Source organism: Pseudomonas sp. FBCC-B35, from assembly GCF_059133755.1.
In genome coordinates this window covers 2,647,149-2,663,651 of the sequence record NZ_CP101439.1, presented here as the reverse complement: position 1 = coordinate 2,663,651, position 16,503 = coordinate 2,647,149, and the positions used below count along the sequence as shown (strand labels likewise).

Below are 16,503 nucleotides of genomic sequence, written 5' to 3'. Positions count from 1 at the left end.
ATTATCCTGCGCACCAATTCCCGCTGCCTGTCCCGGTTGCGCCCTGGGGCTTCCATTGCGCGACCTGCTGGTCACTTTTAGTTCCTGGGCGGATGACCCTTTCTGTGTCGTGTTCTGTTAACCTGATCGACATCACCCGGGCCTGCTTGTCCGAGTAGCGTGGACACGCTGCTGCTCGTGGCCTGGGCCGCATCAGGAAACGGAGATTCGTCAACATGGCCACTGATCGTGTGAGCCTGATTCATTTCGATAAATTGAGCATGAGCCCCGCCGCTGCCGATCGCTTCCAGCAGGCACTCGACGCCCTGGAGACACTGAAACTGCAGGATCGCTATGTCTACCTCATCGCGCCTTATCTGGGTGATATCGCCGACGCCTCCGATGCGGACCAATTAGCCACTGCCGTCGAGCAAGGCCTGCGTGTGGTCGACGAACTGCTGAGCGGCAAGTCGGTTACCAAGGCCAAAGCCGACGAGGTGCGCGAGGTGTTCCAGCGGGCCGGTGAGCGCGCGCGGGTAGAGCTGACCGCCTGAAGCAGGTTTTACGTCCAGTGCCCAGCGCAGGGAACGAGGAATCACAGCGTCGTCTGCCGGAGTTCTTGCATGATCAAGGGTTTGGTTGGCCTGTTGTGCCTCGGGCTGTTGCCATCGTTGGCAATGGCTGCCGAGCCGTGTAAACGCCTGACCGCTACCGGAAATCCGGAATACCCACCTTACCTTTGGCATGACCCCCTCGACCCGCAACACCTGGTTGGGGCCAATGCCGATCTGGTCACCCACCTGGCCAACAGCCTTGGCCTGGAAATCGACGTCCTCTATGTAGGCCCTTGGTCCAGAGCCCAGGAAGAGGTTCGCACCGGCAGGATCGACTTGATGGCCGGCTACTTCATCACCGACGCTCGCCGGCAGCAGATGGACTACATTCTGCCAGCATTTCTCTACACGCCGAGCGTGATCTGGGCTCGTCAGGGGCATGGCTTCGCCTACGGGCAATGGTCGGATCTGCAGGGCCTCAAGGGCGGAACGCTGGTCAATAACAGTCACGGTCAACAGTTCGATGCCTATGCCAGGCAGCACCTGATGCTCGAAGCGGTGCCCAGCGCCAGGCAGGCTTTCGAAAAGCTGATGCACGGGCGCAGTGACTATGTGATCTATGAGCAGTACCCGGGCATGGCCCTGGCGCGCACCTTGGGCATTGACCAGCAGGTGCTGATCCTGCAGCCGCCTGTCTCCAGCGAAGGCCTGTACCTGGCCCTGTCAAAGGCTTCGCCGTGCAACCAGCCGGCGCTGCGCGAAGCCTTGGGCCGGGCGATGCAGCAGCTCAACGCGCAGGATGTACCGCAGCAGTTGCTCAGACTCAACCTGGAACGCAGCCGCTGAGGCTTTCCCGTGCTCGACGGCGTGGCATGCCTCAGCGCATTTGCAGGATGATCGGGCTGGGGCTGGCAGGGTCGGTATCGTTGCGCAGCTTGGCCACCGCCGTCGCTTTCACGGCGTTGCCGTGGTTACCCCAGGCACTTCGGGTATAGCTCAACACCTCTGCTATTTCCTGATCGCTCAACTGTGCACGCATGGCGGGCATGCGGTAGGCATCGGGCCTGCCATCGGCCACGGCCCGCTGCGACCCGTTCAGGGTGATGTTGATGGCCGAGGCAGCCTCCTTGGCGAGCAAGGAAGTGGCACCAGCCAGGGGCGGCATCCACTCGCCCTGGCCCTTGCCATCCATGCCGTGGCAGGTGGCGCAGCGTGCCATGTAAGTGCGTACGCCTGGGCGCTCCAGCTGCGCGAGTGTGGGCTCGGGCTGATACTGCCAGGGTTTGCCATCACGGGATGGGTCGCCGGGCAGCGCCTTGAGGTAATGGGCGATGGCCTGTAGATCGCCATCGGTCATGAACTGCGTAGAGTTGTTGAATGCCTCGGTCATCGAGCCGAAGACCACGGCATGTCGATTGCGACCGGTCTTGAGAAACTGCACCACCTCAGTCTCGTTCCAGCGCCCGAGGCCGGTGTTGGGATCATTGCGTAAACTTGGCGCGTACCAGCCATCGAGCAAGGCGCCTGCGAGGTACGCCGTGCCCGAGTCATCAAAGGCTTTTTCATTGAAGGCCAGGCCGCGGGGGGTATGGCAACTGCCGCAGTGCCCCGGTCCCTGCACGATGTAGGCGCCGCGATTCCACAGTGTGTTCTTGTCGTTCTTCGCCAAGTACGGGCTGGCAGGGGCGAAGGCTCCGTTCCACAGGGCAATGGGCCAGCGCAGGTTCAATGGCCAGGGTATGTCGACAGGCTTGTTCGGCTGCCGTGCTGGCTGAACACTGCGCATGAAGAATGCGTACAGCGCTCGTACGTCATCGTCGCTGAGTTTGGCATAGGAGGGGTAGGGCATGGCGGGGTAAAGGCGGCGGCCACCAGGCGCCGCACCGTGGCGCACGGCCCGGTCGAAATCGGCCAGCGAGTAGGCGCCGATGCCTGTTTCTTTGTCAGGGGTGATGTTGGTGGCGTGGATCGTGCCAAGCGGCGTTGCCATTTCGAGCCCACCTGCCATGGGCGGGTTATCAGGCACGCTGTGGCAGGCGACGCAATCGCCCAGCCGTGCGACGTATTCCCCGCGTCGGATCAATGCCAGGTCGTCGGTGGCGCGTGCCTGCTCATCAGCGAACGGCGAGGCAGGTTCTCGGGTGACGTACCAACCGGCCAAGCCAGCGACGACCGCGCAGGGCAGCAACAGCCAGCCGAGGGTTCTAGCAGTACGAGGGTTCATGGCGGCGTCCTTGTCGGTCAGCTGAAGGTATGACGGCTCATGGGCAGGCTGCGAACCCGCTGTCCGGTCAGCTGGGCCACGGCATTGGCCACTGCCGGTGCTACCGCGGGCAAAGGTGGCTCGCCGATACCGCCCATCTTCGCGCCGCTTTCAACGATGCGTACATGCACCCGGGCCATGCGCGCAGGCGGCAGGATTGGGTACAGGTCATAGTTGCGCGCACGCGGCATGCCATCGACGTATACCGCTTCCTCGACCAGCGTCTGCGACAACCCCAAGGCAACCGCGCCATTGACCTGGTGCTCGATGATGGCCGGGTTGACGATGCTACCCGGATCGATCGCCTGCCAGATGTCGTGGACCTTCACGTGGCCATCTTCGATGGAGACCTCGGCGATCACGGCCGCTTCGGACCCGAAAGGGGACGCCATCGCCAAGCCCCGGGCCCGCCGCGTGCCATCCTCGGCAGTGAAAGGCCCGCGTTTCCAGCCACCTGAAAGCTCGACGACCGCTTGCAGTAACTGGGTCAGGCGTGGGTTGTCTCGCAGCAGGTGTTGACGCAGGGCCAGAGGGTCCTGGCCCCCTTTGTCCGCCAGCTCATCCAGGAAGGACTCATAGAAGAAATCGTTGAGCGAGTTACCCACCGACCGCCAATAGCCGAGCATGGCCGGGCCCTTGACGTACACCTGTGCAATGCGCTTGTTGGCAATGGCATAGGCTTTGCCCGATAGCCCCTCCAATGCCGTGGGGTCTACCTTTTCACCTTGTTTGCCGGCCAGGGCTTCAGTGGGGCCCTCCGTGGCGCTGACCGCTTCCAGGACCACCGGCAAGCCTTCGGCATCGAGCCCGGCCCGGAACTTGACCGCGGCGACTGGGCGTAGCACATCGCGCAAGAACTCTTCCTCGCGGCTCCAGATCAGCTTGACGGGTTGGCCTACCGCCTTGGCCAGCGCGATGGCCTGCGGGTAGGGGTTGGCCGACTCATACAGGAAGTGCCGACCGAAGAAGCCCCCCAGCAGTGGCGAATGCAGCGTGATCTGGTCGGGTGGCAGTCCGGTGCGCTTGGCAATGTCATCGCGGAACATGTCGGGCGCCTGGTTGGGCAGCCAGACCTCCAGTGTGCCGTCGGGATTGAAGCGGGCAATGGCAGAAGGGGGTTCCAACTGGGCATGGTTCAGGTACTGGTTGTGGTAGCTGGCTTCTACAGTGGTCACGGCGTTGTCCAGCGCGCTTGCCACATCTCCGGCCGTTTCCTCATCACGGGCCGGACCTGTAGCATCGGCCAGGTGCTGGAGCCAGCCGTCGCTGGAGAAATCAGCCGGCATGGCCCGTACGGTGGAGTCTGCGGCCGGCTCCAGCCACTCCACTTGCAGCGCCTCGACAGCACGCTTGGCGTGCCACCACCGCGGCGCAACCACGGCAACAGCCCCGGGCAGGCGATGTACCGAATGCACGCCCTTCATGGCAGACACCTGTGCCTCATTGCGCACTTGGCCCACCGTCATGCCCAGGCGAGGGGCATGCTGCACGGCTGCGTGAAGCATGCCTGGCACGCTGATATCGATGCAGTACAAGGCCTTGCCGGTGGACTTGTCGTACGCATCCAACCGCCGAACCGGTTTGCCGATCCAGCGAAACTGGGCAGGATCTCGTAGCTTGACGGTGGCAGGGTCGGGGACCGGCAAGTCCATGGCGCGCTTGGCGAGCTCGCCATAACCGAGTGTGCGCCCTGACGTGGTATGTACTACGGTGCCCGGCGTCGTGGTGAGCTCGCTCATCTCGACCCCGAGTTGCTGCGCGGCGGCCTGCAGCAACATCGCCCGCGCCAGTGCGCCCAGACGGCGCATGGTGGGGTAGCTCATGCGTACGGACATGCTGCCGCCGGTGATGCGCATGCCGTTTTCCATCACGACATAGGCTTGGCCGGGTGGGGCGCTGTCCACGACGAAATGAGCGGGATCCACATCCAGCTCCTCGCCAACGATCTGCGCCATGGCGGTAAACGGTCCTTGGCCGCCTTCCATGAACGGACTGAGCAGACGAACCGTGCCATTCGGTCGGATTTCCAGGAACGCCGGTACCTGGGTGCCTCGCTGCGCATCGGCAGCGGCTTGCACACGCGCAACGCCCGTCGGCAGGCCGAAGCCCAGGACCAATGCGCCTGCGGCCGTGCCCACGAGGAAACGGCGGCGCGAAAGATTGACGGTTTCGCCAGCTTGCAACCTATGCAGTTCGGCAACGGGATCAGGAGCGCTCATCAGGCTTTGACTCCCTGCGCCAAGTCATGCATGGCTGCATGGATAGCGTTGTAAGTGCCGCAACGGCACAGGTTGATCATGGCCGCATCGATCTGCTCGGCGCTGGGTGCAGGGGTATGCTTGAGCAGTGCGGTCGCTGCCATCACCTGACCGGACTGGCAATACCCGCATTGCGCGACCTGGTGTTCCACCCAGGCCGCTACCACCCGCTTGCCCACAGGGTCCGCTTCGATCGCCTCGATGGTCGATACCTGTCTGCCAACCACGCCGGACACCGGGGTAACGCAGGCGCGCACCACAACGCCGTCGACCAGCACCGAGCAGGCCCCGCATTGGGCCAGGCCGCAGCCATACTTGGTGCCGGTCATGCCCAGATCGTCGCGGATCACCCACAGCAAGGGCGTGTCGGCATCTGCATCGACCTGGTGGGTCGTGCCGTTGATGTGTAATTCCATGGTTCACCTGCCAGTGATCGGTCTGCGCTGTTCTTGTCGTGATGGTTGGGGATGCGTTGCCCCGTGCAGAAACGCTAGCACACCGCTGAACCGTTGCCTGCGGCAGGCTGTGCAGATGCAGAGGATCAGGCAAGGATTTCCCCGGAATGCGCAAGCGTGCGCCTGTAGCTGCCGCGTACGACCTTCGGGGAGGATTTCCGCGGTGAAAAACCGGATAATGCCGACCATTGTGTTTTGCACGCTTAAAGTCACGGTAAACCCGCATGGAAATCAAGGTCAATTTTCTCGACAATCTCCGTCTCGAAGCCAAGTTCGACGACTTCACGGTGATCGCCGATCAACCGATCCGCTACAAGGGCGATGGTTCGGCCCCTGGGCCGTTCGACTATTTCCTGGCGTCTTCGGCGCTGTGCGCGGCTTACTTCGTCAAGCTCTACTGCCAGACACGCGGTATTGCGACCGAAAACATTCGCCTGTCGCAGAACAACATCGTCGACCCTGAGAACCGCTACAACCAGGTGTTCAAGATCCAGGTCGAATTGCCCGAAGACATCACTGACAAGGACCGCCAGGGCATCTTGCGTTCAATCGAGCGCTGCACGGTCAAGAAGGTGGTGCAGACCGGTCCGCAATTCGTGATCGAGGTGGTCGACAACCTCGACGCCGATGCCCAGGGTCTGCTGATGCCAGTGGCCGAAACCAGCACGCGCATCCCGGGCAAGGACCTGCCACTGGAACAGACGATTGCCAACATGTCCGGCATCCTGGCCGACCTTGGCATGAAGATCGAAATTGCCTCCTGGCGCAATATCGTGCCTAACGTCTGGTCGCTGCACGTGCGCGATGCGCAGTCGCCCATGTGCTTCACCAATGGCAAAGGCGCTACCAAGGAAGCTGCCCTGGCGTCAGCATTGGGCGAATTCATCGAGCGGCTGAACTGCAATTTCTTCTACAACGACCAGTTCTGGGGAGAGGAGCTGGCCAATGCGGCGTTCGTGCACTACCCGGACGAGCAGTGGTTCAAGCCCGGCCCCCGTGATGCCCTGCCCAGCGAAATCCTCGACGCGCATTGCCTGGCCATCTACAACCCCGATGGCGAACTGCGCGGCTCGCACCTGTACGACACCAACTCGGGCAACACGGCCCGGGGCATCTGCTCACTGCCGTTCGTGCGCCAGTCGGACCAGCAAGTGGTGTACTTCCCATCGAACCTGATCGAGAACCTGTTCCTGAGCAACGGCATGAGCGCGGGCAATACGCTGGCCGAAGCGCAGGTGCAGTGCCTGTCCGAAATCTTCGAGCGAGCGGTCAAGCGTGAAATCCTGGAAGGCGAGCTGTGCCTGCCAGATGTGCCGGACGAGGTGCTGGCGCGCTATCCGTCCATCGTCGCGGGTATCCAGGGGCTGGAAGAACAGGGCTTCCCGGTGCTGGTCAAGGATGCCTCGCTGGGCGGTGAATTCCCGGTGATGTGCGTGACCCTGATGAACCCGCGCACCGGTGGTGTGTTCGCCTCGTTCGGTGCGCACCCAAGCCTTGAGGTGGCTTTGGAACGCAGCCTGACGGAACTGCTGCAGGGCCGCAGCTTCGAAGGTTTGAACGACCTGCCGCAGCCCACGTTCGAAAGCCACGCCCTGACCGAGCCGAACAATTTCGTCGAGCACTTCATCGACTCCAGCGGCGTTGTGTCGTGGCGCTTCTTCAGCGCTAAGCCTGATTTCGAGTTCGTCGATTGGGATTTCACTGCCCAGGGCGAAGGTGCCAATGCGCAGGAGGCAGCCACCTTGTTCGGCATCCTCGAAGACCTTGGCAAAGAAGTCTACATGGCCGTGTACGACAACCTCGGGGCGATCGCCTGCCGAATTCTGGTGCCAGGCTATTCGGAAATCTACCCGGTCGAGGACCTGATCTGGGACAACACCAACCGGGCGCTGTCCTTCCGCGCCGACATCCTCAACCTGCACCGCCTGGACAACCGCTCGCTCAAGCTGCTGCTCAAGCGCCTGGACAACTGCGATGTCGACGACTACACCACCATCACCACGCTGATTGGCGTCGAATTCGACGACAACACGGTCTGGGGGCAACTGACTATCCTCGAGCTCAAACTGCTCATTTGCCTGGCCGTGCAGCGCTTCGAGGAGGCCAAGGAACTGGTCGAGGCGTTTTTGCAGTTCAACGACAATACCGTGGAGCGGGGGTTGTTCTACCAGGCGCTTAACGTGGCATTGGAAGTGCAGTTGGACGATGAGCTGGACATGGCCGACTACGAAGTCAATTTCCGCCGCATGTTCGGCAACCCACGGATGGATGCGGTACTGGGCTCGATCGAAGGTAGCGTGCGCTTCTACGGCCTGACCCCGACCAGCATGAAGCTCGAAGGGCTGGATCGCCATTTGCGCCTGATCGACAGCTACAAGAAGCTGCACGCCGCTCGGGCGCGGCTGGCTTGACGTCCTGCAGGCATGCGGGCCTGGATAGGCCGCGCATGCCACACAGGGAGGCGGTTCGGGATTTCTTGCAGGATATTTCAGTGGTGCGTGGCTGAACTATCGGCTCGCCAGGGTGCTCATTTGCTAGGCGCACCCTGCGTATCCCCGTGGGCCGTCTCTCGCCGGCCCTGGTCACTGAACGAAAAGGAGGCACCGTGACCGTATCCGACCCTACCCTGTACCGCTGCAGACCTGGCCCACTGCATGCGTTGTTGTTGGCGGGCACCGTGCCGCTGTTCCTGGGGGCAATGATCAGTGACATTGCCTACTACAACAGCTACCAGATTCAATGGAGCAACTTTGCCGCCTGGCTGATCGCAGGGGGCCTGGTGTTCTGCGGGCTGGCCCTGCTGTTCGCCCTGGCCAACTTGATCAGCGCTCGGCGCAAGGCCGGGCGGCCGACCCTTTATTTCTTGTTGCTGCTGGTGACGTGGGTGCTTGGGTTGGTCAACGCCTTCGAGCACGCCAAGGACGCCTGGGCTGTGATGCCGTCCGGGCTGGTACTGTCGGTAATCGTGACGGTGCTCGCGGTGGTAACGGCGTGGCTTGGCTTGAGCAACCTGCGTTCGGGAGGTGAAGCATGAGAGCGCTGCACGCTGTGAGCTTGTTGTCCCTTTCGCTGTTGCTGGCCGCTTGCGGCGGTGAGGGTGACCCTACCCAGGCCCGTGGGCCCGACCCGAAACTGCCCGAGCCCCAGCGCGGTCTGCTGCCCAGCATGAAGATCGCCGAGCCGGTGGCTTGGGGTCAGCAAAAGCCGACCGTACCCGACGGTTTCAGCGTCACCGCCATCGCCACCGATTTGAAAATCCCGCGTCAGAGCCTGGTGTTGCCCAACGGCGACATCCTGGTGGCAGAGGGGCGCGGCGGCAGCGCTGCCAAACTCAAGCCCAAGGATGTGATCGCCAGCCAGATCAAGGCCAAGGGCAATACCCAGGTGAAGGGCGGCAACCGCTTAACCCTGTTGCGCGATGCCGACGGTGACGGCAAGTATGAGCTGCAGACCGTCTTTGCCGAAAACCTGAATGCGCCCTATGGCCTGGCATTTGCCGATGGCAAGTTGTACGTGGCCAATCAGGATGCGCTGGTGCGCTTCGACTACCGCGACGGCCAGACCAAGGCCGACGGCCCACCGGTCAAACTCACCGACCTGCCAGCCGAGATCAACCATCACTGGACCAAGGCACTGACCATCAGCCCGGACGGCCGCTTCCTCTATGTGGGCATCGGTTCGAACAGCAACATCACCGAGCGGGGGCTTGAGGTCGAGATCGACCGTGCGATGGTGTGGGAAGTCGATGCCCAGACTGGCGCGCATCGCCCCTACGCCACTGGGCTGCGCAACCCCACTGCACTGGCCGTCCAGCCGGGTACCGGGCAGCTCTGGACAGTGGTCAACGAGCGCGATGAACTCGGCCCGGACCTGGTTCCCGATTACCTGACTTCAGTGCGTGAAGGCGGCTTCTACGGCTGGCCTTACAGTTACTGGGGGCAGAATGTCGATGACCGGGTGCGCCCGCAGAACCCTGACAAGGTGGCTGCCGCGATCAAGCCCGACTACAGCCTGGGGTCGCATGTCGCAGCGCTCGGCGTCGACTTCTCCACGGCCGCCATGGGGCAAGGCTTTGCTGAAGGGGTATTCGTGGGTGAGCACGGAAGCTGGAACAGGCCGAACCCGGTCGGCTACAAGGTCATCTTCGTGCCATTCAGCAACGGCAAGCCGGCGGGAGAACCCATCGATTTCGCCACCGGTTTCAGAGGCGAAGATGGCAAGACGCGTGGGCGGCCGGTGGGTGTGACCGTCGACCCGCGTGGGGCACTGATCATTGCGGACGATCTGGCCAACACCATCTGGCGGGTGACGCGCAACTGATGAATCGGCTACGGGGGCAGGACACATTGCCCCTGTAGCCGACACTCAATGTGAGAGTCACGCGGTGCCTGGGCGAAGACGCGCCAGGTTGCTATTCGCCATACGAATAGTTTCCATCTCAGTTTTCGATTTCCATGCGAGGCATCAATAGCCTCATGCTGAACTCCGTCCTGGTAGCGAGAACGGTCATGTTCAGTAAATCCCTTATATTTGTGCTGTTACCCATTGTTTTAGCGTTGATTGCTGGCGCTGTCCTGCCGTTTCAAGCAGCTGGCAATGCCGCTGCGGGGAAGGCACTCGGTCACTGGCTGTGGGGCGCTTTTGCGTCACTTGCCGTCAGCGCGGTGGTCGTTATCACAGCGCTGCTGGTGATGCGGATCCCTGCGCCGGACATCGGCAAAGCCTTGCAAGGGCCTTGGTGGCTCTGGATCGGCGGTGTGTTGGGCGCCCTTTATGTGGCAGGGGCGGCGGCGCTGACGCCCAGGCTTGGGGCGGCAGGCTTTCTGGTGCTGGTGGTGGCAGGGCAGATCGTTACGGCGGTGGTTGCTGATCATTTTGCCATCATGAACCTGCCTGGCAGGCCCCTGGGACTGGCGCGAGTACTTGGGCTAGTTATGATTCTGGCGGGCGTGTGGCTGGTGCAGAGTCAATGGGCGACCAGTACATCCAGCAAAAGCGAGCCCGCAGTACAGTCTTCAAGCCACGATCAGACCTCCGGCTGACAGCACGTCAGCACCGTCTCGCGCAGCCAGCGATGCCCTGCGTCACCGTCTTTGCGGCTGTGCCAGGCTTGCCGGTAATCGATGCAGTCCAGAGGCACCGGCGGGATGAACTCGCGAACCCCTGCATGGGCAGGCAGCGGGGCAACGGCCCGTCGCGCCACGGTAAGAATCAGGTCGGTATCTTTCAACACTTGCACGGCTGCGCTCCAATGGGGCAGTGCAAGGGCAATGTGACGGCGATGACCTTGGGAGGCCAGGGCACGGTCAATCTCATCGAAGGCGTCGGGGCGCGTAGCCACCAGCACATGGGGGCGCGCCAACCACTGGCTCAGGCTCAGTTCGCCCGTGGCCGGCAGCGTCTGCTGGTCAGCCACGCTTACGAAGCGATCGTCAAACAATGACTGGGCGATGATGCCTTGAGGCAGCTCCGGAAAGACCCCCAGTGCCAGATCCAGTTCGCCGTCGAGCAATTGGGCCACCATCGCCTCGCGACTGGCCTGGCTGACCGCCAGGTCGATGCCCGGGGCAGCGCGCCGCACATGGCGTAGCAGAGGTGGGAGGATGATCCGTGCGGCGTAGTCCGACAGCGAGAGCCGAAAGCATCGCCGGGCCTGCGTGGCATCGAATTGCGGCGTGCTCAGCAGCCCTTCCAGATCCGCCAATGCGTGTTCCAGCGGCTGTGCCAAGGCCTGAGCCCGCGGGGTGAGCATCATCTTGCCACCCTGACGTACCAGCAAAGGATCATCGAAATGCTCGCGCAGCTGTGCCAGCGCATGGCTGACCGCCGGCTGGCTGCGGTGCAGGCGAATGGCAGCGCGTGTCACATGCCGCTCGGTGAGCAGGGCGTGCAGGGCCAGAAGCAGGTTCAGGTCGATTCTGCGCAATTGATCCATGGTCCGGGCGTCTGATCCGTAAGGGGGCAGGGCCAAGCCTAACAAATGCGCGCCTGTGCCGCTGGCGGCACAACACGACCTTGCCGGCGGTTGCCGTTATACTGCGCACCTGTTCGATTTTTTCCGAGTATTTCGATGGGTCTTTCCGCTACCGCTTCACCTGAACCGCGCCGCCTGGGCGCACCCCTAGTCGCCTTGGGCCTACTGATGGCTGGCGCCTGGTTCCTGGATGTCAACGCAGGCTTCAAGCAGGTGCTGCTTCTGCTGCTGGGGGCTGCGCTGGGCCTGACGTTGTATCACGCCGCCTTCGGTTTCACTTCCGCGTGGCGCGTGTTCATCAATGAGCGGCGTGGCGCCGGCTTGCGCGCACAGATGCTCATGCTGGCACTGGCCGTACTGCTGTTCTTCCCGGCGCTTGCGGCCGGCAACCTGTTCGGCAACCCCGTGACAGGGCTTGTGGCACCGGCCGGGGTGTCCGTCGTGTTCGGGGCTTTCATCTTCGGCATCGGCATGCAGCTGGGGGGCGGCTGCGCGTCGGGCACCTTGTTCACCGTTGGTGGCGGCAATGCCCGAATGCTGGTGACCCTGCTGTTCTTCATCATCGGTTCCGTGACCGCCACGCACCACGCCGACTGGTGGTTTGCTTTGCCATCATTGCCTGCGACCTCGATCGTGCAGGCATGGGGCCTCGTGCCCGCCCTGCTGGTGAGCCTGGGCGTGTTCGGCCTGATCGCCTGGGTCACGGTGCACCTGGAAAAGCGCCGCCACGGTGGGCTTGAACAGCCTGAGCAGCATGGCCGGGCAGGTCTGCAACGCTTTGTACGGGGCCCCTGGCCGTTGGTCTGGGGTGCCGTCGCGTTGGCCGTGCTCAACTATGCCACCCTGGCGCTGGCTGGGCGGCCCTGGGGCATCACCTCGGCTTTCGCCTTGTGGGGCGCAAAGGTGCTGGACAGCCTTGGCGTTCAGATAAGCAGCTGGGTGTTCTGGCAGGCGCCGGCCAATGCCAAGGCCTTGGCCTCGCCAGTCTGGCAGGATGTAACCACCGTCATGGACCTGGGCATCGTGCTGGGGGCGCTGCTGGCCGCAGGTCTTGCCGGGCGCTTTGCGCCGAGCCTGAAGATCCCGCTGCCGTCACTGATCGCTGCTGTCATTGGCGGCCTGTTACTGGGCTACGGTTCTCGCCTGGCCTACGGCTGCAATATTGGCGCTTATTTCAGCGGTATCGCATCGGGGAGCCTGCACGGCTGGCTATGGCTGATCGCCGCCTACATGGGCAACGTGGTCGGGGTACGGCTACGCCCTGCGTTCTTTGCAGGGGAGCGCCGCGCGACGACCTTGACCGGCTGTTAAGGCAAGGGGCTGGCCGGGTGGTTAACGACTCGGCCAATCAACGTTAGGTTGGGGGCTGCTGGACTGATAGTTAACATCAAATATAGTTCGTAACTATCTGATTTAACTAGCTATCTACGTGCCACAGCATGCTGTACACATTGTTCATGGTAGGTTTTGCCGATGGCAGCCGGTGAGAGCCGCGAGCGGCTGTTATAGGTTTGCTCGGTGATGCCGAAGGCTGTCATGCGCATCCACGGCTTGGCAAACTTGCGGGCCTGCAGCTTCTTGCGCGCGGTATAGAGCGTCACGCCAGACAACTTGGCTTGTTGGGCCTGGGCTGCAATCTGGGCACCCCACGTGCAGGCTTGGCGATCGTTCTGAGTCAACGATCGCGCGCTGGCGCTGAGACCTACCGTCGCCAGCAGGCAGCCCGTTGTAATTGCTAGAATGACTCGCATGTTCCTGTCCTAAGCGCTTGAAGGAGAAAGAAGTTTGCCTCCTCCCTCCGTAGCCAGGGGCCAGCAGTTTGCCTTCAGGCCAGCGCAGCCTTGGCGCCTGTGCTGGCCTGTTCACACAGGCTGTAACCGGCGATAGCCGCTACCCACGCCACCCCCACGCCATAATTGAGCCGCTGGTAAAGCCCGAACAGTTCCCCGCTCTGCATAGCTTGGCCCATGAATCCGACGGTGATGATTGCGCCAAGGGTACATACCAGCGAGGTGACCGCCAGGGCGCGAGAGTCCGCGACGCGAGCGCCGAGCCAGACCCACAGGCCACTGGCGAGGGTCAAGGACAAGAACATCAACAGCCCTGACAGGTTGTGCAACTGCTGCGACGTGGAAGGCTGGTCAGGCGCGCAGCCCTGGTCGCAGGCGAACCAACCCGTGCCCAAGCTGCCAACGGCGTGCAGTAGCAACAGTACCGCACTGACCATGGCCAGCCGGGAGCCGCGCCAGCGCCGCGCAATGCCCCAGGCGAACAAGGCGAACAAGAGCGCTAGTGGGAAATTGTTCACCAGCGGGGAGAGGCCATGGGTTGGGGCGCCGACGGCGCCAAGCTGGCTCATTGCCAATTGCAGATGATCGTAGCCGGGGTAGGCCATGGCGGTCAGCGAAACGCCCAGAGCCAGCCAAAATGGAATGAGCAAGCCACAGCTCAGGAGTGATCGGTCCAGCAGTTTCATGCAGACATCCTTCCATGGAAAGCCCGGACCTTAACAAACGGTGTCGTGATAGCACCAGCACCAATAACGTGGCAGCCGTATGTGATCGTACAACTGCCTGCTATCATGGCGGCTGTCTTTCAAGGTGAAGCACAGGGCATGTCAGATCTACAACCACCGGCTCGGGCCAGGCGCAAGCCGCGCAGCCTGGCCCAGGAACTGGTCACGGTGCTGACCGAACGCATTCGCAGTGGTCAACTCAAGCGCGGTGACAAGCTGCCGACCGAATCGCAGATCATGGCCGAGGAAGGGGTCAGCCGCACGGTCGTGCGAGAGGCGATCTCGCGCTTGCAAGCCGCCGGGCAGGTGGAAACCCGTCATGGTATCGGTACCTTCGTGCTGGACGCTCCACCGGTTGGGGGGCTGCGCATCGACCCGGCCACGGTGGTGACGCTGCGCGAAGTACTCGCGGTACTGGAGCTGCGCATCGCCCTTGAGATCGAGTCGGCCAGCCTTGCCGCGCAGCGACGCAGCGATGAAGAGCTGGCGGGGATGCGCGCGGCCCTCGATGAGCTCAATGAAGGGGCAGCTCATGCTACCGATGCAGTGTCCGCGGACTTTCAATTCCACCTGCGCATCGCCCAGGCCAGCGGTAATCACTATTTCGCCGACATCATCAACCACCTGGGCACCAGCATCATCCCTCGAACCCGCCTCAATTCTGCCCGCTTGGCCCACGACGACCAGCCCCATTACATGAGCAGGCTGATGCATGAGCACGAAGCGATCTATGAGGCCATTGCACGTCAGGACAGCGAAGGGGCGAAAATGGCCATGCGCATGCACCTGAGCAACAGCCGGGAACGGCTGCGCCAGGCGCATGAGCGGGCACAGGTGAGCGGGGCGTGACACCATCGCCCCAGCCTCCTGGTGTCCCTCATCACGGCTAATGACTCAAGATTGTCCTTCGATCGCTTTATCACTCCACTGGCCATTCACCAGCCGGCGCAACCCCAGCGGGTTGCTGTCGCGCAGCGGCTCTGGCAGCAGCGCCTGCGGGTAGTTCTGATAGCACACCGGCCGTAGGAATCGGTCGATGGCCAACGTGCCGACAGACGTGCCCCGAGCGTCCGAGGTGGCGGGGTACGGGCCGCCGTGGACCATGGCATCGCATACCTCCACCCCGGTGGGGTAGCCGTTCACCAGGATGCGGCCGACCTTTTCCTCCAGCAGCGGTACCAACCAGGCGAACGCAGCAAAGTCTTCAGGCTCGCCGATCAGCGTCGCGGTCAGCTGGCCTCTCAGGCCCTGCAGGGCGCTGCGCAGTTGTACCTCGTCGCGCGCTTGCACCGCTACCGTCGTCGGGCCGAAGACTTCTTCCTGCAAAAGCGGGTCAGACTCCACCAGCAGGCGGGCCTCGGCCTCGAACAGCTGTGCACGTGCCTGCGGGCCTGTCTGCGGCTGGCCGGCCAGGTGCACGATACCGTCATGGGCGTGAAGATGATCCAGCCCACTGGCGTAGCTTCGCAGGCCACCTGCATTGAGCATGGTCTGGCCAGCCTGTTGATCAAGATGGCTGCCCAAGTTCTTGAGCAGTTGGGTGTAAGCGGGCGATTGCAGCCCTATCACCAACCCCGGATTGGTGCAGAACTGTCCAGCCCCCAGGCATACGGAGCCTGCCAGTTCACGCGCAATCGCTTCGCCGCGCTTGGCCAGCGCCCCAGGCAGGACGATCACCGGGTTGATGCTCGACATTTCGGCAAACACCGGGATCGGCTGGGGGCGCTCGGCGGCCATGCGGCACAGGGCATCGCCACCTTTGAGCGAGCCGGTGAAGCCCACCGCCTGGATGGCCGGATGCTTGACCAATGGCTCACCCACGCCTGCCCCGAACACCATGTTGAACACGCCTTTGGGCATGCCGGTACGGGCGGCCGCGCGTTCGATGGCACAACCGACCAGGTCGGCGGTAGCCATGTGGCCGCTGTGCGCTTTGAATACCACCGGGCAACCGGCAGCCAGTGCAGCGGCGGTGTCACCACCGGCGGTAGAGAAGGCCAGGGGGAAGTTGCTCGCGCCGAACACCGCTACAGGTCCAACGCCGATGCGCATCTGCCGCAGGTCCACGCGCGGCAGCGGCTGACGGTCTGGCTGCGCCAGGTCGATACGCGCACCCAGATAGTCGCCTCGGCGCAGCACCTGTGCAAACAGGCGCATCTGACCGCTGGTCCTGCCGCGCTCACCCTGGATCCTGGCTGCTGGTAATGCGGTTTCACGGCAGACGATCGCCACGAAGTCATCGTCGAGCGCATCGAGCTCTGCGGCAATGGCCTCCAGAAATTCGGCGCGCCGTGCCGGTGCCAACTGACGAAACGCTGCGAAAGCGGCCTGTGCGGCTTCGGCCGCCTCGTCCACTTCGCCCTCGGTGGCTTGTACGAAGCCATAGGGCAGGGGCTCACCGGTAGTGGCATCCAAGCTTTGCAGGCGCTGTGTGCCGGCGGCGCTGCGCTGGCCGGCGATGAAGTTGTGGCCAAGAATCTCTGGCATCTGGAACTCCTCAGAAAA

The 16,503-nt window shown here is 62.8% G+C and carries 15 protein-coding genes; 8 read left to right on the top strand and 7 right to left on the bottom strand.

Annotated features, from left to right (window positions below; genetic code table 11):
- Nucleotides 1-215: 215 nt before the first annotated feature.
- Nucleotides 216-533 (top strand): hypothetical protein, encoded by a 318-nt coding sequence (locus NMB38_RS12125; protein WP_027914842.1) that lies wholly within the window; start codon nt 216-218, stop codon nt 531-533.
- Nucleotides 534-602: 69 nt separating this feature from the next.
- Nucleotides 603-1,379, top strand: coding sequence for a substrate-binding periplasmic protein (locus NMB38_RS12120; protein ID WP_110607206.1), 777 nt, complete (start codon nt 603-605; stop codon nt 1,377-1,379).
- A 31-nt stretch (nt 1,380-1,410) separates the two neighbouring features.
- On the opposite strand, the gene NMB38_RS12115 is transcribed toward NMB38_RS12120, so the two are convergent.
- Genes NMB38_RS12115 through NMB38_RS12105 form a run of 3 tightly spaced genes read right to left on the bottom strand, consistent with a single transcriptional unit; the run spans nt 1,411 to nt 5,470 of the window.
- Nucleotides 1,411-2,757 (bottom strand): c-type cytochrome, encoded by a 1,347-nt coding sequence (locus tag NMB38_RS12115; RefSeq protein ID WP_490806062.1) that lies wholly within the window; start codon nt 2,755-2,757, stop codon nt 1,411-1,413.
- A gap of 17 nt (nt 2,758-2,774) precedes the next feature.
- Nucleotides 2,775-5,015 carry a xanthine dehydrogenase family protein molybdopterin-binding subunit gene (locus NMB38_RS12110; RefSeq protein ID WP_140174236.1) on the bottom strand — a complete coding sequence of 747 codons (2,241 nt, stop codon included), beginning with the start codon at nt 5,013-5,015 and terminating at the stop codon, nt 2,775-2,777.
- Nucleotides 5,015-5,470 carry a (2Fe-2S)-binding protein gene (locus NMB38_RS12105; RefSeq protein WP_027914846.1) on the bottom strand — a complete coding sequence of 152 codons (456 nt, stop codon included), beginning with the start codon at nt 5,468-5,470 and terminating at the stop codon, nt 5,015-5,017. Before NMB38_RS12105 ends, NMB38_RS12110 begins: the two co-directional genes overlap by 1 nt.
- A 263-nt stretch (nt 5,471-5,733) precedes the next feature.
- Between NMB38_RS12105 and NMB38_RS12100 the strand changes: the two genes are divergently transcribed.
- From NMB38_RS12100 to NMB38_RS12085, 4 genes are all read left to right on the top strand, one after another.
- Nucleotides 5,734-7,920, top strand: coding sequence for an OsmC domain/YcaO domain-containing protein (locus NMB38_RS12100; RefSeq protein ID WP_027914847.1), 2,187 nt, complete (start codon nt 5,734-5,736; stop codon nt 7,918-7,920).
- Nucleotides 7,921-8,114: 194 nt separating this feature from the next.
- Nucleotides 8,115-8,543: a DUF2231 domain-containing protein gene (locus NMB38_RS12095; protein ID WP_027914848.1), complete on the top strand. Its 429-nt coding sequence runs from the start codon at nt 8,115-8,117 to the stop codon at nt 8,541-8,543.
- Nucleotides 8,540-9,829 carry a PQQ-dependent sugar dehydrogenase gene (locus tag NMB38_RS12090; RefSeq protein ID WP_027914849.1) on the top strand — a complete coding sequence of 430 codons (1,290 nt, stop codon included), beginning with the start codon at nt 8,540-8,542 and terminating at the stop codon, nt 9,827-9,829. The genes NMB38_RS12095 and NMB38_RS12090 overlap by 4 nt, the downstream gene beginning before the upstream one ends.
- A gap of 188 nt (nt 9,830-10,017) precedes the next feature.
- On the top strand, nt 10,018-10,551 hold the full coding sequence (locus NMB38_RS12085; protein WP_027914850.1) for a DMT family transporter: 534 nt from the start codon (nt 10,018-10,020) through the stop codon (nt 10,549-10,551).
- On the opposite strand, the gene NMB38_RS12080 is transcribed toward NMB38_RS12085, so the two are convergent.
- Nucleotides 10,536-11,444, bottom strand: coding sequence for a LysR family transcriptional regulator (locus NMB38_RS12080; protein WP_027914851.1), 909 nt, complete (start codon nt 11,442-11,444; stop codon nt 10,536-10,538). The genes NMB38_RS12085 and NMB38_RS12080 overlap by 16 nt on opposite strands.
- A 135-nt stretch (nt 11,445-11,579) precedes the next feature.
- On the opposite strand from NMB38_RS12080, the gene NMB38_RS12075 reads away from it, so the two are divergent.
- Nucleotides 11,580-12,794, top strand: coding sequence for a YeeE/YedE family protein (locus tag NMB38_RS12075; protein ID WP_404698092.1), 1,215 nt, complete (start codon nt 11,580-11,582; stop codon nt 12,792-12,794).
- A gap of 110 nt (nt 12,795-12,904) precedes the next feature.
- On the opposite strand, the gene NMB38_RS12070 is transcribed toward NMB38_RS12075, so the two are convergent.
- Both NMB38_RS12070 and NMB38_RS12065 read right to left on the bottom strand, forming a co-directional pair.
- Nucleotides 12,905-13,234 carry a hypothetical protein gene (locus NMB38_RS12070; protein ID WP_027914853.1) on the bottom strand — a complete coding sequence of 110 codons (330 nt, stop codon included), beginning with the start codon at nt 13,232-13,234 and terminating at the stop codon, nt 12,905-12,907.
- A gap of 74 nt (nt 13,235-13,308) precedes the next feature.
- Complete coding sequence (locus NMB38_RS12065; RefSeq protein ID WP_028686357.1) at nt 13,309-13,959, bottom strand: DUF998 domain-containing protein; 651 nt, start codon at nt 13,957-13,959, stop codon at nt 13,309-13,311.
- A 138-nt stretch (nt 13,960-14,097) separates the two neighbouring features.
- Between NMB38_RS12065 and NMB38_RS12060 the strand changes: the two genes are divergently transcribed.
- Entirely contained in the window at nt 14,098-14,847 is a 750-nt protein-coding gene (locus tag NMB38_RS12060; RefSeq protein WP_027914855.1) for a FadR/GntR family transcriptional regulator, read from the top strand.
- Nucleotides 14,848-14,892: 45 nt separating this feature from the next.
- Here the strand turns inward: NMB38_RS12060 and NMB38_RS12055 are convergent, their stop codons facing one another.
- Nucleotides 14,893-16,485: an aldehyde dehydrogenase (NADP(+)) gene (locus NMB38_RS12055; RefSeq protein ID WP_027914856.1), complete on the bottom strand. Its 1,593-nt coding sequence runs from the start codon at nt 16,483-16,485 to the stop codon at nt 14,893-14,895.
- Nucleotides 16,486-16,503 lie beyond the last annotated feature (18 nt).